Consider the following 21,799-nt stretch of genomic DNA (forward strand, 5'->3'; position numbering starts at 1 on the left):
TCCTCCTTATTCTCCTCGATACACAGGCTTTCTTTTCTCAGCGAAAGCTGTCAGTCCTTCCAGACGATCTTTCGTAGGAATCGTTTTTCTATAGCTCTTCTGTTCAATATACAAGCCTGCTTCAAGATTCGTCTCCATTCCCCGGTCGATAGCTTTTTTTGCTTCCCGCACTGCCACGGGTCCGTTCCCCGCGATAGTCCTGGCAAGATCTTCCGCTTCTTCCATAAGGACGTCCGGGTCGTGAATATACTCTGCAATCCCAAGGGCGTAAGCCCGGTCCGCATCTACGGGCCTTGCGGTATATATGAGCGACTTAGCCTGCCCTTTTCCTATCAGACGGGAAAGACGCTGAGTTCCTCCGGCTCCGGGTATAATAGCGAGGGATGTTTCGGTCAGACCGACCCGGGCCGATGAACTGATCATTCGAAGATCACAGGCAAGAGCCATTTCAAGACCGCCGCCGAAAGCTGCCCCATTAAGTACTGCTATGACGGGTACCGGCAGTTCCTCGATCATCCGTACCGTTTCCCCTATCTTCTTGACCGTTCCGGTTACCTCTTCATCGCTCATCCCTTTTCTTTCTTTTAAATCAGCCCCTGCGCAAAATGCTTTCGTACCGTTCCCCGTCAACAGGACGACGCGAATATTGTCATCTCTGTTCACTTTTCGAAGTGCGCGCTGCAGTTCATCGAGAAGTTCACGGGAGAGAGAATTCGCAGCATCCGGACGATTCAGTGATAGCAGAGCTATATGGTCTTCAATACGCTCTATCGTTACGGTTTTATCCATCATTCCGCCCTCCTTGTCTGTTTCTGATCTGCATCTGATGGCTTGGCAGTTCTTTTGATATTCTGGACTGGATGAACGTCGCCGCCTCTGCCAGTTTCTCCTGATTAACCCCGGTCTCTATCCCCATCTCTTCAAGCATATGGACGAGGTCATCCGTTGCGAGATTTCCGCTGGCTCCATCTGCATAAGGACAGCCGCCAAGGCCTCCCAGTGCTGCGTCGAATTTCGTAATACCCCGTTCGAGCGATACAAGAACGTTGGCTAACGCCATTCCCGACGTATTATGGAAATGCATTGCTACTTTTGAAAAAGGAACATTTTCCTCCATCTGCTTAAGAAATTCATCCACCTGCTTCGGATTGGCGACACCGATCGTATCGCCGAGGGACAACTCATCAATGCCCATTTGAAATAACCGGTTGCTTACCTCAAAAACACGTGAAGGAGCGACTTTTCCTTCATACGGGCAGCCGAACACTGTCGAGACATAGCCCCGTACCGTTTTTCCGGCCGCCTTCGCTTCCGTCACTACTTCTTCAAGAACCCGGTACGTTTCTTCGATCGTTTTATTTATGTTCTTTTTATTATGAGTTTCACTGGCAGACATAAACACACTGACCTCATCCACATCCGTATCAATCGCGTTTTCAAGTCCTTTTCTGTTCGGCACAAGAGCTGCATAGGTAATACCGGGAGTGCGGGTAATGCCTTCCGCTACTTCACGGGCATCCTTCAGCTGAGGAATCCATTTCGGATGTACAAATGAGGAAAATTCGATGTAATCAAGTCCTGATTGTGATAAAAGGTTGATCCAGTCAATTTTGTCTTCTGTAGCGATATTTTCCTCTTCGTTCTGCAGGCCGTCTCTCGGCCCCACTTCCCTGATTGTTACTTTTTCGGGCATTTCAAACATCCAATCCCCCCCTATTCCAGTACCGCCAGCACGTCGCCTTCATTCACGAAGTCACCTTCCGCGACTTTGATTTCTTTCACTTTCCCGCCTTTTTCAGCCGGAATGGGAATTTCCATTTTCATAGATTCAAGGATTGCGACATCGTCTCCTTCGTTAACCTCTGCGCCTTCTGCTACGTTCATTTTCCATACGTTTCCTGCCATTGAAGCTTTGATTTCCATGTTATTGTCCTCCTTTATAGTATTTTTCAACAAATGCGGTCGTAGTATCTCCGGCTCTGTACCTTTCGTGCCGGACCACTTTTTGAAGCATAGGTATGTTCGTTTTGATTCCTTCGATCCGGAACTCATCCAGAGCGTCCGTCATTCTCTCTATCGCCTGCTCCCGGTCACGGCCTGTCGTGATCAGCTTGGCTATCAGAGGATCATAATAAGGTGTTACTTCCGATGAGCTATGAACGGCCGTCTCCAGGCGGACACCTTCCCCTTTCGGAAAGACGGCCGTAGTAATGGTACCCGGGGATGGGAAAAACCGTTCCGGATCTTCTGCATAAATACGTACTTCTATCGCATGACCGGAAATAGCCAGGTCGTTTTGTGAAACGGCAAGCTTCTCTCCGCTTGCGATCCTCAGCTGCTCTTCCACAAGATCAAGGCCGGTGATCTCTTCTGTAACCGGATGCTCCACCTGCAGACGTGTATTCATTTCAAGAAAGTAGAAATTCTCTTCCTCGTCCACGAGAAATTCGATAGTACCGGCATTTACATACCCGAGAGCCTGTACCGCTTTCAGACCGGCTTCCCCCATCTTCTGTCTGGTTTTTTCCGACAGGACTGGAGAGGGCGCTTCTTCCACCACTTTCTGATGCCGGCGCTGAATTGAGCATTCCCGTTCAAAAAGGTGCACAGCGTTCCCGTGGGCGTCGGCCAGCACCTGTATTTCCACGTGACGCGGTTCTTCGATCAGTTTTTCGATAAACATAGTACCGTTACCGAAAAATGTTGCAGCCCGCTTCTGATTCCCTTCAAAAGCTTTCTCGAGTTCTTCCGGAGAATGAGCAGCCTGCATGCCGATGCCTCCTCCACCTGCGGAAGCTTTCAGCATAACCGGATACCCGTACTCCCCGGCGGTCTTTTTCGCTTCCTCCGTGTCTTCCACAGCTTCTTCCGTGCCGGGGATAACGGGGACGCCCGCTTTCTTCATTTCCTTACGGGCAGCGATTTTATCGCCCATTTTCCCCATGACATCAGCACCGGGGCCGATAAAGACGAGACCGGCTTCCTTCGTCTTGAGAGCGAAATCGGGATTTTCACTTAAAAGACCGTAGCCGGGGTGGATAGCTTCCGCCCCGCTGCTTTTTGCGACTTCGATAATCTTCTCCATATTCATGTAGGAATCCTTTACGGGAGGCTTGCCGATTTCATAAGCCTCATCTGCCTCTGCGGCAAAATTTGCATCAGCATCAGCTTCCGAATAAACGGCCACTGTCGAAATTCCGAGCCGTTTACAGGTTCTTATTACACGCGAGGCGATCTCCCCCCGGTTGGCAACCAGTACTTTTTTGAACATCTCGAATCTCCTTTCTTCCTTAACGTCCGATCATATCGACGGCAGCTTCTCTCAGCTTGAATTTCTGTATTTTACCGCTCGCGGTCATCGGGTATTCGTCGGTGAAGTAGATATACGCCGGGATTTTATGTTTGGAAATTTCCCCTTCAAAGAAAGCCCTTATATCTTTCTCGGACACTTCCGAATCCTCTTTCGGAATAATCCAGGCCATGATTTCTTCGCCGTATGTCGCGTCCGGAATTCCCACAACCTGTACGTCGAGCACATCCGGATGCTGATAAAGGAACTCCTCGATTTCTCTCGGGTAAATATTTTCTCCCCCGCGGATAATCATATCCTTCATGCGTCCGGTGATTTCCACGTACCCGTTTTCATCCATTTCGGCTATGTCACCGGTATGGAGCCAGCCGTCCGGATCGATAGCTGTTTCCGTTGACTCTTCGTCTTTGTAGTAACCTTCCATCACGAGATAGCCTCTTGTACATAGCTCCCCGGGCATCCCGCGCTCCGCTTCTTCTCCGGTGGCAGGTTCGACGACTTTCACTTCCACGTTGGGGTGTGCCCTTCCTACACTTTTCACCCGCAAATCAATCGGATCGTCAGGTCTCGTCTGGGTTATGACCGGGGAAGACTCCGTCTGACCGTATGCAATAGTTATCTCTTCGACGCCCATTTCGTTAATGACACTCTTCATCACTTCCATCGGGCAGGTCGATCCGGCCATAATACCGGTACGCAGTGTATCCGGTTTCAGATTTTCGAACTCCGGATGGTTGAGCTCGGCGATGAACATCGTCGGTACACCGTGAAGAGCTGTGCACGCTTCGTCTTTCACTGCCTGAAGAACGAGTTTCGGTTCGAACTGTTCGATGACTACCATCGTCGCCCCTTTTGCGACAGTGGCCGTCGTCCCCATGACACAGCCGAAGCAGTGGAAAAACGGCACCGGGATGCACAAACGGTCTTCGTCCGTCATATTCATACAGTCTGCTACCTGATTGGCGTTATTCACAATATTGTAATGGCTCAGCATAACCCCTTTCGGAAAACCCGTAGTTCCGGAAGTGTACTGCATATTGATTACATCTTTATAAGAAAGGGTGGCTTCTCGTTCCCGGAGCTCCTCATCCTTCACTTCTTCTCCTTTGGCAGTCAGATCCTTCCACGTGTAACAGCCGGGATATTCCTGATCTCCAAGCACAATTACGTTACGAAGGGCCGGGAGCTTCTCACTGTGAAGGTTACCTTTCTCCGAATGATCGAGTTCCGGGCAGATTTCCCTGAGAATGTCGACATAGGAAGTCCCTTTATACGACTCAGCCATGATCAGTGTTTCGGAATCAGACTGCTTCAGCAGGTATTCGAGCTCCTTCGCCTTATAACTCGTGTTCACTGTTACAAGCACGCCGCCCATCTTACCGGAAGCAAATTGGGAGGCCAGCCATTCCGGCTTGTTGTCGGACCATACCGCAAAATGATCCCCCTTCCCGATACCGAGAGCCATCAGTCCTTTAGCCACCTGATCGGTCCACTCATCCAGATCTTTATATGAACCCCGCAGCCCTCTTTCCGGAAAAACGAACGCTTCTTTTTGCGGCATTTTGTGCGCTTTCTCTCTCAACAATTCACCCATAGTCACTTGCAGTAAGCTCATCCAATCCCTCCTTCGTTATATTCAGCAACCGAGCTGGCGAGCTATGACCATCCGCTGTATTTCAGAAGTACCTTCACCTATTTCGAGAAGTTTTGCATCACGCAGGAACCGTTCCACTTCAAACTCTCTCATGTAGCCGTATCCTCCGTGGATCTGTATCGCCTGGTTTGCAGAACGGAAGGCTGTCTCCGATGCAAACAGTTTTGCATAAGCGGATTCCTTCGTGAACGGCTTCCCTTCGTCTTTCAGCCACGCCGCTTTCAGTACCATGTTCCGGGCCAGTTCGACTTCCATCGCCATATCAGCCAGCTTGAACTGAATCGCCTGGAATTTTGAAATCGGCTCCCCGAACTGTTTCCTTTCCTTCGCATAAGCAAGAGCACGATCAAGAGAAGCCTGTGCAATACCGACAGCAAGAGCAGCTATGGAAATACGGCCTCCGTCCAGCGTGTGAAGGAACTGACCAAATCCTTTTTTCGGGTCTCCGAGTATGTTCTCTTTCGGAACTTTTACATCTTCCAGTACAATCTCTGAGGTGTTAGAGCCGCGCACGCCCATTTTGTCGTAATCACTTCGAATCGTCATTCCGGGAGTATCCTTCGGAACGATGAATGCAGAAATGATATTTTTACCGTCTTCTCTTTTACCGGCCTGGGCCGTAATAGTTATCGATCTCGCATATTCAGCGTTTGTAATCCAGGACTTCTCTCCGTTCAGAACGTAGTGATCCCCTTCCAGAACCGCTTTCGTCTGTGTACCGCCCGCATCCGACCCGGCGTTCGGTTCAGTGAGACCGAAAGACGCAAGCCCTTCACCTTTTGCAAGAGGTATCAGGAATTCCTGTTTCTGCTCTTCCGTACCGAAATAGTACAGGGGACTGGCACCAAGAGATACGGCTGCCGCATAACTTAGACCGGTGGAGCCGCACACGCGTCCGATTTCTTCGACCGCCAGCGCATACGTTACCGTGTCGCCGCCGCTCCCCCCGTATTCTTCGGGGAACGGGATGCCGAGCAGCCCCAGTTCTCCCATCTCTTTGAACAAGTCCTCCGGAAATTCAGAATTTTTATCTATGTCTATTGCCCGGGGTGCTATCTTCTCTTCCGCAAAATCACGAACCATTTTCCTCGTCATTTCCTGTTCTTTCGTCAACTCAAAATTCATCAGCTTCCTCCTTTTATCTCTTGAGACCGACTGGTTGGTCTGTATAGAGCGCTTTTTATGAAATCGCTTACTTTTTACCGTAAAAAAAAGGGGGGCTCTGCTCCACTCCGGATACACCTCCGTGACCCGGCAAAAGAAAGTGAAGTACCAAATCCGTGAACACTTCAGCTATCTCTTCAATCGTATGGCTTCCCTCTCTCCGGTACCACTTATTCAGCCAGTTGACCATACCGAGAATAGCCATACCGGTAATTTCCGGAGGGAGTTCGTGACGGAATTCGCCTTCTTCCTGTCCTCTTTTTACGACGGCGATGACCTTATCCTTGAACTGGTCCCGTTTTCTGTTGATTTCGTCTTCGAAGGTTTCGTCGACGTAGTTACTTTCCTGGTAGAATACTGTGATGTGAGACTGGTATAAGTCAAACACGTGCACAAACGAACGTATAATTTCCTGTATCTGCTCCACAGGGGACTGGTGTGTTTCAGTAGCTGCCTCGGCTTCTTTCAGCACATATGTAATGAACGTGTCGTGAATAACGAACAGCAGCTCATCCTTGGATTGAAAATGGTGGTAGAAGCCACCTTTGCTGGTTCCCGCCTCTTTTACAATCTGATTGACACTGACGCGATGGAAGCCTTGAGCATCGAACAACTTAAGAGCTGTCTGAATGATTTCTTCCCTTAACTTCTGCATACACCATCCCCTTCGTAATGAATGTACGTTCATCTTATCATATAATTAGAAAATTACAAAATATGTGTAAAGAACATTTTCTTTCGTACTTTACGGCCTCCCCCGCAAGTAATGTTATCTCTTTCTTTGTTTCCCGTTACCGAATACAGGGAATGCTGCATTTTTAGAGGAGGGAAAAATATGCAGAAACGAAAACTTGGAAAGAGCAATGTAGAAGCCACCCGTATTGCCCTGGGTACGTGGGCGATCGGAGGTTCCGGCTGGGGAGGTACGGATGAACAGGAGTCCATCCGGACAATCAGAACAGCTATTGATAAAGGAATAACGATGATTGACACTGCCCCCGCGTATGGTGAGGGTCTTTCTGAAGAACTGGTCGGAAAAGCGGTCAAGGAGTCCGAAAAAAGCCGGGAAGACCTCGTTATCGCCACCAAGGCGGGAATCAACTTCGAAGGTGGAGCTTCCCGTGATTCAAGGCCCGGTAAACTCGAGAATGAATTGAACAGAAGTCTTCAACTGCTACAGACGGGTTACATCGACGTCTATCAGATTCACTGGCCGGATACGGATGAGCCGATTGAAAATACTGCGAAAAAAATGAAAGAGTTTTTCGATGAAGGGAAAATTCGGGCAATCGGGGTCAGTAACTTCAGCCCCGAACAAATGGATGAGTGGCAGAAATATGCTCCTATCCATACGTCACAGATGCATTTGAATATGTTGCAAAGATATCTGATCGACTGGTTCGAGTACTGTAATCGACACGACATCGCAACGTTATCCTGGGGGTCTCTCGCCCACGGGATGCTTACCGGTAAGTTTACAAAAGATGCCGAATTTCCGGAGGGAGATCTGAGAAGCAACATCGAACTGTTCCAGGGTGACCGGTTCCCTGCGTTTCTCGATGCCGTAGAACAACTGAGGGATTTTGCGGATGAACGGAATCTTGACCTGATCCAGCTTGCCGTACGCTGGCTGATGGATCATGAACCCGGCGCTGATTTCGTTCTCTGGGGAGCAAGAAAACCTTCCCAGCTTGAAGGTGTGCAAAAAGCGGATGAAGCAGAACTGTCCAGTGAAGATTTGCAGGAGATTGATAACATTCTGTATAACCATGTCAGCGACCTGAACAATGGAGACCTGAATGAATACGGGCCGCCGCTTCGTTCCGAAAAATAATAATCAGATATGCGACAGGCTGTGCGAAATATCCGCACAGCCTGTTTTTTGTTTAACAATAAAAGCTTCATCTTAAAATGGATATTGCTTTTCATATCACCTAATGATATATTTCATTTAATGATATATCATTAGGTGATATGAAAGGAGAAGAATATGGCCAGAAGAAATAGTCTCAATGAAAGGGAATTAACGGATACTTCTTTTTTTATCCTTCTCTCCCTGACCGAACCGAAGCATGGATATTTAATTATGCAGGAAATCGAAAAAATGACAGAAGGTGCTGTCAGTATCGGCCCCGCTTCCCTGTACACAACTATAAGGAAACTTTCAGAAGCAGGTCTGATCAGACCCGCACCCGGTACCGAAACAAAAAAGAAAACGTATCTCATTACAACAGAAGGAAAAAATCTGCTGAATGAAGATATCGTTCGGCGAGAACAGATTGTTCGGACTGCTAAAGATTATTTAAGTGAAAGGGAGAATGCAGAATGAAAAATATAAAATACGTCAGTTCAGGCGGACTTGCTTTTGAGGAAGAAAAAGATATGCGTAAACTGGAGCGGTATGCAGCCGAGGGATGGGAAGTCGATGGCTTTTCTCTGCTCGGTTATAAACTGAAAAAAAACGACCCCGCGGAACGAATTTATGCAATAGACTATTGCAACAAACCGGACGAAGAGTATTTCACTTACTTCAGGGAAGGCGGTTGGAAACACGTCGCCAGTCAGTCAAACTACATTCATCTATTCACTGCAGCCCCCGGTACAACCCCTTTGTATACAGACAAGACGACGGAAATCGATAAATACGAAGCTCAACAGCGGATCACCGGAAAAGCTGCCCTTCCGTTACTTATAATAGAAGTCTTATTACTGTCGGGGGCTTTTGGCGATTTCAGCTTTATAGCCCCGTTTATGAATAAAGTGTTTCTCGTTTTATTTTTCATCCTGTCGGTGCCGCTCGTGTTCACAGGACTGCCGTGGTTCGGATTTACGTACAGGTTATTCAAATTACGGCATTCGGGATAGCCGACGACATTAAACAACCTCCTTCTGCAGCTATTGTTGCGCAGAAGGAGGTTGTTTCTACTCGTATTATCGGCCGGCTCCACGGTCTGTTACTTCACTTCCATACCGAGAGCTATTTTAATATGGGCGAAGTGATGCTCTTCGTGCCAGGAAAGTTTTGCAACTTTGGTAGCTACCGTAATTTTACCGGTATCTTCGTGTATGAAATAACGCTGCAGCTGATCTTCTGTGAGACTGTGGCCAAGAGCTACGATTCGCTTGTTCATCCCTTCAAGCATTCTTATGGAAGGCTCCACAGGAAGTGAATTGTCCGCAAGTTCCAGCCACTTCTCCTGATCGAATCCCGGTACTGTCGGAGCATCGTCGGTCAGTGCAAGTTTTAATCTCTGGTACATATTCAACTGAGAATCCGCTATGTGATGAACGAGCTGACGGACGGTGAAACTTCCCTCGCGATACGTTTTCGAAAGTTCCTCCTCACTCAGATTGTCCACTGTGTCTCTCAGTCTGTCCGTATAGGTTTCGATTTCATTCAGCCAGGTCCTGATATCTTCAAGTGTCACCTGGTCCGGCACCTGCAATTCACCGATTGGAAATTTTACATTCATGTTCATTCTCCTTCCTTTGTAATGAAATCATTGTGTGAACGCACACTACATTAGTGACCGTTCATACACAACTTCCCCGCTTACGAGATTCACCGCATCCACACTCATTGTAAGCACTTCGCCCGTTTCCTCTTTTTTCGCTCCCCATAATCGTATATCACTGTTGAGATCGTCATCCTGATAAGTTATTTTTACGGTACGAATATCTCCGTCACTGCGCTGCTTCAACTGTATCACACATTCCTTGAAGAACAACGTCTCTTTCTGTTGCGTGAGTATATAGTCATTAAGCATCTGTTCCAGTTCAGGGAAATCGATACCATTATTTTGCAATCCTTCATTTTCAAATTCTTTCACATCTGTAAAATGGTGCAGCATTTTAGCTTCGTTTTCCACACTATCCCTCCGTATCTTAGAGTCATTCTACCTGTTTCCCTTTAAACGCCTCCGGAAAACGACGTTGCTTTTGAAAGTTTCCTCTTCCCTTGTAGTTTGTGCCTTCTCTTCAGGAGGAATATAATAATCAAGGAGGGGTTTTAGTTGAATAATTCAATTCCAGAACTTACATTGCGGGATGGTATGACAATGCCGGCGTTGGGGTTCGGCACATACCGCCTGAACGGGAATGACGGAGCTGTCTCCATCCAAAGCGCTATTGACATGGGATACCGCCTGATTGATACTGCATATAATTACGAAAACGAAGGAACGGTAGGAGAAGCGGTGCGCCGCAGCAGCGTTCCAAGAGACGAACTCAGAATCACATCCAAACTTCCGGGCCGTTATCACGAGTACAATAAAGCTGTCGCTTCCATTCAGGAATCTCTTTACCGGACCGGTCTTGAGTACTACGATCTCTACCTGATCCACTGGCCCAATCCGGAACAGGGGAGATTTACCGAAGCATGGCAGGCGTTGATTGACGCTAAGAAGTGGGGGCTCGTCCGATCCATCGGAGTCTGCAATTTTCTTCCGGATCACCTGGAGCAGTTAATGCGGGAAACGGACGTCACTCCGTCCATCAACCAGATAGAACTTCATCCTTTTTTCAATCAGAGGGATCAGCTTGCCTATCATAAAGAAAAAGGCATCCAGACACAGTCCTGGAGCCCGCTCGCCCGTGTGACCAACATTCTGGGAAATGAGACGATACAATCCATTTCATCCCGTCACAAAAAAAGTGTGTCCCAGATTATTCTAAGGTGGCATTATCAGTTGGGGACGCTTCCCATACCAAAATCCTCTTCCCCCGAAAGACAGCGTGAAAATATGAACATCTTTGATTTTGCGCTGGAGGAAGCGGAAATGAGAATTATGAATGAACTTACAAGAAGAGATGGCAGACTGAACGGGCAGAACCCTGCTGACTACGAAGAGTTTTGAAACAATTATGAACCTTCATTTCCCTTTCACAACAGGGTTTCACAGTTCCCGGGACAGGGAAGCTGGATAGCATCAGGCCATCAGACGGAGGGTAACCATGGAAGAATTAACGGTTTCAATTATCATTCCTGCTTTTAACGAAGGAAACAATATAAACAGGATTCACAAAGAACTAAAAAAAGAATTTAGTTCTCTTCGGTATGATTTTGAAATAATATTCGTCGATGACGGCAGTGAAGATGATACACTTGCGAGAGTGCGTACGCTCGCATTAGAGTTTCCGGAAGTGAAATACCTTTCCTTCAGCCGTAACTTCGGCAAAGAACCTGCTCTTATTGCCGGTCTTCAGCATGCTAAAGGAGGTTCGGTCATTATTATGGATGCCGACCTTCAGCACCCCCCTTCCCTTATCCCCGAACTTCTGGAAGGATTTGAGGAAGGCTTTCAACAGGTCGTCGCCAGGCGGAACAGGGTAAAAGAATCCAAAGTACGTTCTTCTCTCAGTTCCCTTTACTATAAACTGGTCAATAAACTGGCCCAGGTGGACCTGGTCGACGGCGAAGGAGATTTTCGTCTGCTTGGCAGACAGGCAGTCGATGCCATTCTCGCCCTCAGTGAAGGGAACCGTTTTTCCAAGGGGTTGTTTTCCTGGATCGGTTTTGATAAAAAGGTAGTGAAATTCGATAACGTACAGCGCGATGAAGGGAATTCCACCTGGTCCCTCGTTGACCTGTTTGAATACGGTATAGAGGGAGTGCTGTCCTTTAACCAGCGGCCTCTCCGTCTCGTATTTTACGCAGGGTTTTTCATCATGGGTCTGAGCCTTGTTTATATTCTGATCATGTTCGGACTCATCCTTTCACGGGGGGTGGAAGTACCCGGGTACTTCACCACTATCTCCTCCATCCTGTTTCTCGGGGGAGTACAATTAATAAGTCTCGGGGTTATTGGGGAATATGTCGGAAGAATCTATATGGAAACGAAAAGACGTCCTCACTATCTCGTCAAGGAAAGTAACACGGAAAGGGAGACCTATGAAGAAATGGAATAATGAATTCACCCGCTTCGTTCTCGTGGGCGGGCTGAATACAGCGAACTACTATATATTTTATCTGCTATTCTATAACGTACTGGAGTTTTATTATTTAATCTCCCACATACTCGCTTTTTTCATCAGTATGGTAATTTCGTTCTTCCTGAATGTGTATTTTACATATGGAGTAAAGCCGACCATTTCAAAGTTTTTACTGTTTCCTTTCACTCAGTTCGTTAACATGTCGGTCTCTTCACTTCTTGTTTTCGTATTTGTCGACCTGTTCGGTTGGAATGGAAACATCGCACCTCTGGCTGCTGTGTTCTTTACAGTGCCGATCACATTCGTAATAACCGGGAAAATTTTAAAAAGGTAGGTCAAAGGTAAGCATGACAAAAAAACAGCTGATCACGTTAGTAACCTTCAGTCTTGTAATTTCGGCACTGGCTCACGGATTCTTTTTATATCAGTGGAGTGAAGGCCACTACATGGTAGGACCGAATGACGGCCTGTCACAGATGGTCCCTTTTAAACAGATGCTTTACGAACAGTTCACCGGCGGGGATTTCTTCTACTCCTATCAATTCGGTCTGGGAGGAGATGTATACAGCCAGCTCGCTTATTATTTCAGCGTGAATCTTTTCTTCTATTTAACCGTGGCTGTTGTATTCCTTTTGGAAACATTTTCCGTCATCAGTGAACCGGATGTTTTGTTCTGGGCTCAGAGTGCGGTCTTTTTAAGTGTAATCAGAATGAGCTTCGTTATAATATCCACCACTTTTGTATTTCGTTACTTCACGAGCAAACTGGTTCCTTCCTTCGTGGGAGCTGTTTTTTTTGCCACTGCCGCGAAGTATTTTCAGCACGTCACATACTGGGAGTTTTTCGGCGATGCTTTCCTCTGGCTCCCTCTGCTTATACTGGGGGCCGAGAAAGTCATCAGGGAAAACCGGCCCGGCTGGCTGATCGCTGCGACAGCTGTCTCCTTTTTCGACAATTTCTATTTCGCTTATATCAACGGGTTCTTTATAGTCATTTACATTCTTCTCAGATGGCTGCTTCCTCTTCGTAAAAAGGAGATGCCGAAATTCAGCCAGATCAAAGTCTACATAATAGCTGTGTTACTCGGATTCTGCATAGGCGCTGCAGGTTTCGTTCCGGCAGTGAGGAGTTTTCTTCAGAACGTGCGTCCTCCCTATACCGATGAAATACCGCTGATTGAGAGTACTACGAACATTCTGTATGACAGCCTGTATTTAATGGTGCCTGCGTTATTTGTTCTAATGCTCGTATTAAGGCCCCTTTATAAAAATAAAAATTTCCGGTTCTTTGCGGTATTGGGTCTCATTATAATTGTCCTTCACTACATTCCGTATGCAGCCAGCTTCTTCAACGGCCTCTCTGCTCCGCAGCACCGCTATGAATATCTGGCCGCATTTGCAATCGGCGGGGCGATAGCCAGCGGCCTACCCGAACTACGGCACATCAAAGGTAAGAAACTTCTTACAGGTGGAGCATTTACAGTTGTATTATACGTGCTCTTCCTCCTAACGGATCACGGGCTTGCCTGGTCGGATGAATGGGCACTTCTTTTCCTGACGTGGGCAGGGTTTACTGTACTTGCAGCTCTCGCAACGACCCGATATGGAAAAAAAGGGTTCTTTTTTCTCATTATCGGTACGATTACATTTCAGCTTCTTTCCATGAATATGTATCAATGGGACAAACTATACACAGGCGGAGAAGTGTACAAGAGCTCAAAAGATTATATTACGAGCGAAGACTACAGAGGGAAAGAACAGCGGGAATTGATTGAAAGGACGATGAAAGACGCCGGTTTCTCCCGAATAAGCTGGATGGCAGACGGCAGGTACAACACACCGCTTATCCAGGATTTTTACGGGACGAGTGCATATTCAAGCATTTTGAACGGGAATTTACTGAATTACTATTATCATGATTTGGAAATTGATATGAAAAAAGAAAGCGTGAGCCGCTATGCCGGCTTCGGGGACCGGGCGAACCTGCACAGTCTGTGGCAGGGTGACTATTTTATGTACGAAAAAGATAGTGTAAAAAACGTTCCTTATGGATTCAAGCCTGCTTCCGAGAGCGACAACTACATTATTTACAAAAACACGAACAGCCTTCCATTCGTACAGACCTCCGGTACTATTTACAGTGAAGAGGATCTCGAGGAAAGTCACCCTCTTGCGCGTGAAGCAGCGATGATCGATGGCATGGTAATAGAGGGAGCAGACAGCACTGCCTCCTCCCCTCCTGTCCGTAACAATTATATCGAGAGTACGGAAATCACCGCCTCCGGGGCCACTTACAGCAACGACACACTCCACGTTAAGGAAAAAGAAGGCGGTATCGATTTAACTCTACCGGATTCCGTCATGAATTCCGATGCAGAAGACGTTTACGTTTCTTTTTATCTTCTTAACAACGATGAAGAAGCGCCGTGGTTCGCCCTTTATGTGAACGACTTCCGGACCTCTCGCAAATCGGAGGACTCCATCTACAAAACGGGCGTGAACGATATCACCATCCGTGTGCCAAAAGAAAAAGAAATATCGATCCGCATGCGCAAAGGAGAATATACTCTTAAAGATATAGGAGTATACGCTGAAGATTATCAGAAACTGGAAAAAGCTGCAGAAAAAGAGAAGGTCGGGAATGTCGAAATAGATGATAACCATATTACTATAGACTCCCTGGACATGGAAGAAAAAGGCTATCTTTCCATCCCCGTCCCTTACGAGGAAGGGTGGGCCGTAAAAGTGGACGGAGAAAAAAGAGAAACCGTCCAGGCCAATTACGCCATGACCGGGACTGCTGTCAAACCGGGAGATGAGATGGTTGAATTCACTTATCGCCCCCCTTACTTCAATCTGCTGATTATCCTTTCCATCGTTTCTGCAGCAATAAGCATAGGCTGGTTACTCATAAGAAGGAGAAAGATATAAGAACTCCCCGCATAGTTTGAGCGGGGAGTTTTTTCGACTCTTTCCTTACCTTCAATCTGATCCGGCTTCTCTGAAAGGAAGGAAAAAAAGATACGAGTAGAACGGAACGTAATTCTTTCTGCTCACCGCTAAAAATAAAAAACCGGACTGGAGGTCCGGTCAGGCTGTCGAGAAAGTCTCGGCAGCTTTTATTTTTTCTGTTTTTTTAATAGATCACCGCGTTAATTTGTTATAATAGCTGTAACTTATCAACGAAAGGTGATTGGATGTTTCAATCTAAAACTGAACGACAAAATGAAATCGAAATGGTTACCATTGAAGAGCTTGTCCCTGAAGATCATCTCCTACGCAAAATTGACCAATACATAGATTTTTCTTTCATTCCTGAAAAAGTCCGTCCTTACTATTCAGAAGATAATGGCCGTCCCTCTTTGGATCCTCTTGTTTTATTCAAAATGATGTTCATTGGTTATATTTATGGCGTTCGTTCCGAACGCGAATTGGAGCGACAAATTCAAACGAATGTTGCTTATCGTTGGTTCTTAGGGTTGAATCTTACAGACAAAGTCCCCCATCATTCCACTATTAGTTGGAACCGCCGCACTCGTTTCAAAGACACGGATATCTTTCAAGAAGTTTTTGATGAAATCGTGCTCCAAGCGATGAACCACCGTATGGTCTCCGGCCGTGTATTATTCACAGATTCCACGCACTTGAAAGCCAACGCTAATAAGAAGAAATTCTCAAAACAAGAAGTTGAAGTAGAAACGGTAGACTACCTCGAAGATTTGGAAGAAGCCGTAAGAAAAGATCGTGAAGATCATGAAAAAAAGCCTCTGAAGGAAAAGGAGGGGGTAAAAAAGACAAAGGAAATTAAGGTTAGCGACACGGATAGCGAGAGTGGTTATCTTTACCGGGAGAATAAGCCGGAAGGCTTCTTTTATCTTGATCACCGTACCACAGATTTAAAGCATAACATCATTACTGATGTTCATGTAACGCCAGGAAATATTCATGATTCCAGACCTTACTTACAACGTTTGGATCGCCAAATCGAACGATTTGGCTTTGAGGTGGAAGCTGTAGGTCTAGATGCCGGCTATCTGACGAACCCTATATGTCATGGGCTTATAATGGAAAGAGGAATATTTGGAGTTATTGCTCATCGAAGGTACCAGTCAAAGAAAGGGCTTCTTCCGAAATGGAAATATGCATATGATGAAGAGCGGGATGAATATGTGTGCCCCCAGGGTGAAGTTTTAAGCTATTCGACCACCGATCGTGAGGGGTATCGGCATTACAAATCAAACCCTGAAAATTGTGCAGATTGCCCTCTTCTAGCGAAGTGTACCCAAAATAAGAAGTATCAAAAAACAATCACTCGCCATGTATGGGAAAGCTCGAAGGAGAAGGTTCGGTTGAACCGGCTTTCTAATGAAGGCAAGTGGATCTATCGCATGAGAAAAGAGAAAGTTGAACGTAGCTTCGCAGATTCAAAAGAACTGCACGGGCTGCGTTATTGTCGCTTGCGCGGAAAAGAGAATGTACGCGAACAAGCGTTACTGACGGCGGCCTGCCAAAACATGAAAAAGATTGCCCTCCACCTATCCAGGGTGAGATAGGTGAAGGAGAGTCTTTTTCGGTGAGGGGAGGGCGAATACCAGGAGACTCCTGCGGAAAAACGGGCGACCCGAGACCCCGCAGTGTGGGTTTTCACGAGGGAGGCTCGGGCGTTCGTCCGCGGAAAGCGAGTGGTATTCGCCCGCACGAACTGCACAAAAAAAGCTTGCAGAAAAACACGGGGTTTCTCTACAAGCTGACCGGACTGGAGGTCCGGTTTTTCTTCGTGTCGACACAGTTGCCTGAGATAGTTCATTCGTTCTCAATATTATCATTGGACTCATCTTTCTGTTCTTTCTCCTTCTTTTCTTTCTTCTCGGCCCGTTCCTCCTTGAGCTGAAAATACGCTTCGGCCACGCGGGCACCGATGTGATAGTTCGGGGATACATCTGCCCCGGAATCAAGGTTAGGTACGATGACCGAAAAAGCGATTTCCGGATTCTCGGAGGGAGCGTACCCTACGAAGGCTTTGTTCGTAAGTTCCACCCGGCGGGTGCCGTCCCCGGAGGAATTTTCCAGGTACTTGTCTGTCTCCGCAGTACCCGTCTTACCGGAGATGTCATACTGTCTGTAACGGTCGCTGTTAAAAACGCTCGAAGCGGTACCTCCGGGAGTCTGCGTAACCATTTTGAACCCTTTCTGGACTCTTTCAATGTACTCCTCATCCATGTGGAGACTGTTTTTTACATTTGGCGAGAAATCTTTGTAGATATCCCCGAGTTCTTTACCGGAGCTTGCCGGTTCGTGGATGGAAGTGACGAAACGCGGCTGCATGCGGTATCCTCCGTTAGCTATTGTAGAGACATACTGATTCAACTGCATCGCAGTATAACTGCTGTACTGTCCGATCGCTGAACGCATTACATCCGACCCTGTAGGATCGCTGCCTTCAAGACCCGTCGCTTCATAAGGAAAATCTATGCCGGTAGGAACACCGAGTCCGAACTGATGGAAATTGTATCGGATCAGCCGGTTCGCTTTCTCCTCATCCATCCTTAACGGCTGGTTCGGCTTATAGTAATAGTCTCCAAGGCGCATAGCGATGTTATACATATAGACGTTGGATGAACGCTGCAGAGCCTCAAGATCATTCACGTTACCGAGTTTTGAGTACGAGCCCATATCTTCGGAATCAGGGAATTCGAGCGGCCGGTCCCGGATCGTCGTGCCCGGATCGATGACGCCTTCTTCGAGACCTGTAAGCACTGTGGCTCCCTTCACTACTGAACCGGGAAGATAAGCATTATAGACGCCCTGATGGGAAGAATCCGTGAATTTCTCTTCGTCTCCGGAAGGGTTTTTATTAACGGACTGGCCCGAAACCGCTAAAATCTCCCCTGTGTCCGGTTTCGATACTACAGCTACGGCATTTTCCAGATAAGAATTACCTGGTACAGCTTTCGCAAGCTCTTCTTTCACGATTTCATTTACACGCTTCTGGTATTCCATATCGATAGAAAGCACAAGATCTTTCCCGCTCTTTCCTTCGCGGATCACTTCGGTATCTACGACATTATTATTCCGGTCCGTCGTATGTCTTACTTTTTCTTTCACTCCCCGCAGTACTTCTTCATACTGCTGTTCAAGTCCGCTTGTACCTACGCGGTCATTACGGCTGTACCCGAGAGCGAGGAATTTTTCCAGTTTTTCGCGGGGGACACCCTGTTCACGGGTGGAAATGTTTCCAAGGTAGCTTTTGAACACTTCCCCGTTCGGGTAACGGCGTTCCCAGTCCGAAGCCACGTTGATACCCGGGAGTGACGGGAGATGCTCTGCCACCCGGGAGTATTCTTTTTCTGATATGTTTTCATCTTTCACGACATGTGGTGCGAGGGCATACGCTTTATTCAGTTCTTTATTGATGGCTATCACCTGCAGGGTTTCCCCCTTATAACCATCCACATCCTCTTCCGTGACGGCTGCCAGCTGAGCCTGATATACCTCACCCGAGTCGAGATTTTCCATATCCTTGTCCTCTATCCGCTCTTTAACCACGTCCGGATTTTTCAGGAAAAAATATTCTTTTTTATCTCTGAGACGAATTCCTTTAGTATCAAGCTCGATATATTCGCTTAATTTTTTTGCCAGTTTCAGTTTGTCCTCTCCCTGAACCCCTTTTGGCGGAGTATATGTAATCGAATATTTGGAATCGTTCTCGACTACAATTTCCCCGTTTCTGTCGTACATCTCCCCTCGTGGCACCGGGGTATTGGTGGTTACGTTTTCCGTGCGATCGATCTGATCCTGTGCCGACTCCCCACTGAGAATCTGTATAACACCGAGCTGCAGGATGAGAACGGCAAACAGTATAAAGACAACTAGAAATATAATGTTCAGACGGAATGATAAATGCTTTTTCTCTTTTTTACTCACGTATATATTTCCTTCTTTCCATGAAAGTCTTTTTCCGTACTTGCATAGTACAGAGGAGCCGGCAGAAGCACTTTCCGGCTTCTGTCGTCTATAGTATTCACAACATATCTATCTGTCCTTCATTTTATCACGGAAGCCGACATTTTTCTTCCCGATTCCCTTTATTTCTTCTGTCCCGATCACTGTTCAAACAAAAAAACAGGCAGTGCCAAGGAATAGTCAGTTCCTTCCCACTGCCTGTTAAATAAAGCTACGTTTTCCTGAAGTATACGAATAATGTCACTGCATAGACCAGAAGCATAGACGTCGCAAGACCCATAGCTTCAACAACATCTGCACGATTATAGTGCCCTGACTGATCCATCAGAAAATAGAGTGGCCAGGATATGTAGGCGATCACTCCAATCCACATATAAAACTTCTTTCCTTCCATAATTTTTTTCCCTCCTTCATTTCCCGGTTCGAGACGCACCTTTTTATAATGCTTCCAATAAGTACCGGACCCCTTGAATCAGCCATTTCCCTGTTAGTACCATCCCCCGGATAAAGACGAGAATCAGCTCCGGAATCGACAATACGAGCTCGGCAAAGAAACGGCCGGAGGCACGAATGAACCTTCTCATCTTCTCAACAAGTCTTTCTGTGTTTGTCATATGAACTCCGCCTTTCCCACTTTAAGAAATACATACGAAGAGTAACTTAAAAAGTTTCAACGCCTGTTTCCGGCTCAACTTATTACTCTTCCTTTCCAGGTGGAGCTGCGAAGGAAAAACGTGCGTATGACCGAGCAGGTAAACAGACTGATGAAAAACAGGAAATGAACCGGAAAAATCAGAGCATCCCGAAAACGGAAGTTCCCAATATCCCTCCAGAAACGGTACATCCATCCTGTCACAAAGGAATAGCCGATTACAGAAACAGGTCCTGTTTTTTTCATTCTTGTAAGGAAAGAAACGACAGAAGAAATCCACACAGCGTTCCACACTGTCATCCGTAAAGAAGCGGAAGCTGCCCCTGAAGCGAAGCTTTTGGACCATCCGGCTGCCACTTCTTTCATATCTGCCTGATACATACGCATTGACAGAACCCCTTTTCCACTATAAGCGTGAACCGGAGCCCCCAGTCTTTTGGCTCTCCGTGAAAAAGCGAGATGCTCGGTGACCTCCCCTTTTATTGCCTCATGCCCTCCCAGCTGATGATACATGGCGGCCGGGAGCGCAAGGCAGGGACCGAACCCGCCCTGCACTCCTGTCTTTCTGCGCCCGATTTTTGTAATTCCTGTAGAAGCATAGACTACGGAATGAAAAACGGCCGAGAGTTTCTCGGGGAAGGACTTCATTACGTGATAGGGGTGAACGGTAAGCAACGCCTGCTTCTCTTCCACAAATCCCGTAATTTTCTCCATCCCTCCCTTCTCGAGCCACGTATCAGCATCAAGAAAGATCAGCGTGTCACCTGAAGCTTCCTTTGCACCGTTATGACAGGCCCATGATTTGCCCATCCAGCCTTCAGGGAGTTCAGGAGCGCGTATAACCTTCGCACCCGACTGTTCGGCAATCAATGACGTATTATCCGTCGATCCGTCATCAACTACTATCACTTCTCCCTGATCCGGCAGAGTCGGCAATAATCTTTTCAGGTTATGTTCCTCATCCCGGGCAGGTATTATAGCAGTGAAATTCTTCTTCCCCTGTTTCTGACGTTCAGGAAAAGAGACCCGGTGTCTGAACAGTCCCGCTGTCGTGAGCATTGCTGCAATCATCCAAAACATAAACACCCTCCTGTTCCGATGCAATCTTACCTTTCTCCTTCCCTTTAATTGATGTATATATGCTTACGACTGAAGAAATCAGGGTAAGGTAAAAAGAATACAGACAAAAAAGGCGGGATGAAGATGATGAAGAAAGCCGTAGCCACGACTATGCGACTTTTTCCGAACAAAGAAAGAAAACAGACGATGGTACCCTCTGAAGAAGTCGGTGACCGCAAAGATTTTCTCATCGATACTGAAATAACAGCCTCGGAGATCTCTATCTACTATCCGGCCATACATGAGTACGACCCGCTTCCTGTGTACATAAACCTGCACGGCGGTGCATTCATCATGAGCGACAAAGACATGGATGACGCCTATTGCCGGCATATAGCCAACCATTCCCACTGTGCTGTCGTGAACATCAACTATCCGAAAGCTCCGGAACACCCTTTTCCATTACCACTCGAACAAATTTATGAGATCTGGCACTGGCTAAAGAGATATGCCCCTTCCTTGTTTCTGGATGCCGATCGATTTGCGGTAGGAGGACAGAGTTCGGGCGGTAACCTCGCAGCAGCTCTATGTCTCTATCTGAAAGAAAAGGAAGAGGAACAACCGGTGCTGCAGATGCTCGCCTATCCGATGCTCGATTTCGTCACGTCCCATGCGGACAAACCGGAACCGGATAAGAACCGCGCCAAATTTCCGCAGGCTGCTCATTTTCTGAACGAATCCTACATTCCGGATCCCGGAGAAATGGGAAACCCTCTCGCTTCACCCGTGTACGCCCGTAATCTTGAAGGCCTCCCTCCGGCGCTTATTCTTATTCCTGAATATGATGCTTTCAACCCTGAAGGAAAAAGATACGCCACCAATTTATCTCAGGCCGGGGTTATGGTAAATCTGCATGAGTTCGAAGATTGCTATCATGCTTTTACGCATCTCGGTCCGGAACAAAAGGCCGAAGAAGCCTGGTCTCTCATTGAAAACAGGCTTGCCCTCGCCTTTTATGGCACCCGCTGACGTTTAATATTCCAAAATCCGTGGTATACTGACTGTAA

At 47.0% G+C, this 21,799-nt stretch carries 22 protein-coding genes; 9 read left to right on the plus strand and 13 right to left on the minus strand.

Annotated elements, in window-relative coordinates; translation table 11 throughout:
- Positions 1-6: 6 nt before the first annotated feature.
- The 7 genes from AAV35_RS08645 to AAV35_RS08675 all read right to left on the minus strand — a co-directional run bounded on the left by AAV35_RS08645 (position 7) and on the right by AAV35_RS08675 (position 6,783).
- Positions 7-789 (minus strand): enoyl-CoA hydratase, encoded by a 783-nt coding sequence (locus AAV35_RS08645; RefSeq protein ID WP_008592409.1) that lies wholly within the window; start codon positions 787-789, stop codon positions 7-9.
- The gene (locus AAV35_RS08650) at positions 782-1,702 is read right to left on the minus strand and encodes a hydroxymethylglutaryl-CoA lyase (protein ID WP_008592411.1); all 921 of its coding nucleotides are present in this window, start codon (positions 1,700-1,702) and stop codon (positions 782-784) included. Before AAV35_RS08650 ends, AAV35_RS08645 begins: the two co-directional genes overlap by 8 nt.
- Positions 1,703-1,713: 11 nt before the next feature.
- Positions 1,714-1,923 (minus strand): acetyl-CoA carboxylase biotin carboxyl carrier protein subunit, encoded by a 210-nt coding sequence (locus AAV35_RS08655; protein WP_008592412.1) that lies wholly within the window; start codon positions 1,921-1,923, stop codon positions 1,714-1,716.
- Position 1,924: 1 nt separating this feature from the next.
- A complete protein-coding gene (locus tag AAV35_RS08660) occupies positions 1,925-3,271 on the minus strand; it encodes an acetyl-CoA carboxylase biotin carboxylase subunit (RefSeq protein WP_008592414.1) in 1,347 nt (448 codons plus the stop codon).
- Between the two features lie 19 nt (positions 3,272-3,290).
- Positions 3,291-4,925: an AMP-binding protein gene (locus AAV35_RS08665; protein WP_008592416.1), complete on the minus strand. Its 1,635-nt coding sequence runs from the start codon at positions 4,923-4,925 to the stop codon at positions 3,291-3,293.
- Between the two features lie 21 nt (positions 4,926-4,946).
- Complete coding sequence (locus AAV35_RS08670) at positions 4,947-6,089, minus strand: acyl-CoA dehydrogenase (RefSeq protein WP_008592418.1); 1,143 nt, start codon at positions 6,087-6,089, stop codon at positions 4,947-4,949.
- A gap of 67 nt (positions 6,090-6,156) precedes the next feature.
- Positions 6,157-6,783 carry a TetR/AcrR family transcriptional regulator gene (locus AAV35_RS08675; RefSeq protein ID WP_008592421.1) on the minus strand — a complete coding sequence of 209 codons (627 nt, stop codon included), beginning with the start codon at positions 6,781-6,783 and terminating at the stop codon, positions 6,157-6,159.
- A 180-nt stretch (positions 6,784-6,963) separates the two neighbouring features.
- Here AAV35_RS08675 and AAV35_RS08680 point away from each other — a divergent pair, with 180 nt between their 5' ends.
- The 3 genes from AAV35_RS08680 (at position 6,964) to AAV35_RS08690 (ending at position 8,993) form a co-directional block, all read left to right on the plus strand.
- Complete coding sequence (locus AAV35_RS08680) at positions 6,964-7,962, plus strand: aldo/keto reductase (RefSeq protein ID WP_008592425.1); 999 nt, start codon at positions 6,964-6,966, stop codon at positions 7,960-7,962.
- Between the two features lie 156 nt (positions 7,963-8,118).
- The gene (locus tag AAV35_RS08685; protein WP_008592428.1) at positions 8,119-8,457 is read left to right on the plus strand and encodes a PadR family transcriptional regulator; all 339 of its coding nucleotides are present in this window, start codon (positions 8,119-8,121) and stop codon (positions 8,455-8,457) included.
- Positions 8,454-8,993: a DUF2812 domain-containing protein gene (locus AAV35_RS08690; protein ID WP_008592429.1), complete on the plus strand. Its 540-nt coding sequence runs from the start codon at positions 8,454-8,456 to the stop codon at positions 8,991-8,993. Before AAV35_RS08685 ends, AAV35_RS08690 begins: the two co-directional genes overlap by 4 nt.
- Positions 8,994-9,082: 89 nt before the next feature.
- Here the strand turns inward: AAV35_RS08690 and AAV35_RS08695 are convergent, their stop codons facing one another.
- Positions 9,083-9,601, minus strand: a complete 519-nt coding sequence (locus tag AAV35_RS08695; RefSeq protein WP_008592431.1) for a YfiT family bacillithiol transferase — start codon at positions 9,599-9,601, stop codon at positions 9,083-9,085.
- Positions 9,602-9,646: 45 nt separating this feature from the next.
- Positions 9,647-9,997, minus strand: a complete 351-nt coding sequence (locus tag AAV35_RS08700) for a hypothetical protein (protein ID WP_008592433.1) — start codon at positions 9,995-9,997, stop codon at positions 9,647-9,649.
- Between the two features lie 144 nt (positions 9,998-10,141).
- Between AAV35_RS08700 and AAV35_RS08705 the strand changes: the two genes are divergently transcribed.
- From AAV35_RS08705 to AAV35_RS08725, 5 genes are all read left to right on the plus strand, one after another.
- Positions 10,142-10,984, plus strand: coding sequence for an aldo/keto reductase (locus tag AAV35_RS08705; RefSeq protein WP_008592435.1), 843 nt, complete (start codon positions 10,142-10,144; stop codon positions 10,982-10,984).
- Between the two features lie 97 nt (positions 10,985-11,081).
- Positions 11,082-12,035: a glycosyltransferase family 2 protein gene (locus AAV35_RS08710; RefSeq protein ID WP_008592436.1), complete on the plus strand. Its 954-nt coding sequence runs from the start codon at positions 11,082-11,084 to the stop codon at positions 12,033-12,035.
- Positions 12,019-12,393, plus strand: a complete 375-nt coding sequence (locus tag AAV35_RS08715; protein ID WP_008592438.1) for a GtrA family protein — start codon at positions 12,019-12,021, stop codon at positions 12,391-12,393. The genes AAV35_RS08710 and AAV35_RS08715 overlap by 17 nt, the downstream gene beginning before the upstream one ends.
- A 13-nt stretch (positions 12,394-12,406) precedes the next feature.
- Positions 12,407-14,989, plus strand: coding sequence for a YfhO family protein (locus AAV35_RS08720; RefSeq protein WP_008592442.1), 2,583 nt, complete (start codon positions 12,407-12,409; stop codon positions 14,987-14,989).
- Between the two features lie 266 nt (positions 14,990-15,255).
- Complete coding sequence (locus AAV35_RS08725) at positions 15,256-16,611, plus strand: IS1182 family transposase (RefSeq protein WP_065757338.1); 1,356 nt, start codon at positions 15,256-15,258, stop codon at positions 16,609-16,611.
- A gap of 250 nt (positions 16,612-16,861) precedes the next feature.
- On the opposite strand, the gene AAV35_RS08730 is transcribed toward AAV35_RS08725, so the two are convergent.
- The 4 genes from AAV35_RS08730 to AAV35_RS08740 all read right to left on the minus strand — a co-directional run bounded on the left by AAV35_RS08730 (position 16,862) and on the right by AAV35_RS08740 (position 20,753).
- Positions 16,862-18,982 (minus strand): peptidoglycan D,D-transpeptidase FtsI family protein, encoded by a 2,121-nt coding sequence (locus AAV35_RS08730; protein ID WP_008589847.1) that lies wholly within the window; start codon positions 18,980-18,982, stop codon positions 16,862-16,864.
- A 250-nt stretch (positions 18,983-19,232) separates the two neighbouring features.
- Complete coding sequence (locus AAV35_RS08735; protein ID WP_008589849.1) at positions 19,233-19,415, minus strand: hypothetical protein; 183 nt, start codon at positions 19,413-19,415, stop codon at positions 19,233-19,235.
- A 43-nt stretch (positions 19,416-19,458) separates the two neighbouring features.
- On the minus strand, positions 19,459-19,635 hold the full coding sequence (locus AAV35_RS14375) for a hypothetical protein (protein ID WP_156330872.1): 177 nt from the start codon (positions 19,633-19,635) through the stop codon (positions 19,459-19,461).
- A 74-nt stretch (positions 19,636-19,709) separates the two neighbouring features.
- Positions 19,710-20,753, minus strand: a complete 1,044-nt coding sequence (locus AAV35_RS08740; RefSeq protein WP_008589850.1) for a glycosyltransferase — start codon at positions 20,751-20,753, stop codon at positions 19,710-19,712.
- 123 nt (positions 20,754-20,876) lie between these two features.
- On the opposite strand from AAV35_RS08740, the gene AAV35_RS08745 reads away from it, so the two are divergent.
- Positions 20,877-21,761 (plus strand): alpha/beta hydrolase, encoded by an 885-nt coding sequence (locus tag AAV35_RS08745; protein WP_008589853.1) that lies wholly within the window; start codon positions 20,877-20,879, stop codon positions 21,759-21,761.
- Positions 21,762-21,799: the final 38 nt, after the last annotated feature.

This window comes from Salimicrobium jeotgali (assembly GCF_001685435.2).
GTDB classification, from domain to species: Bacteria; Bacillota; Bacilli; order Bacillales; family Halobacillaceae; genus Salimicrobium; species Salimicrobium album.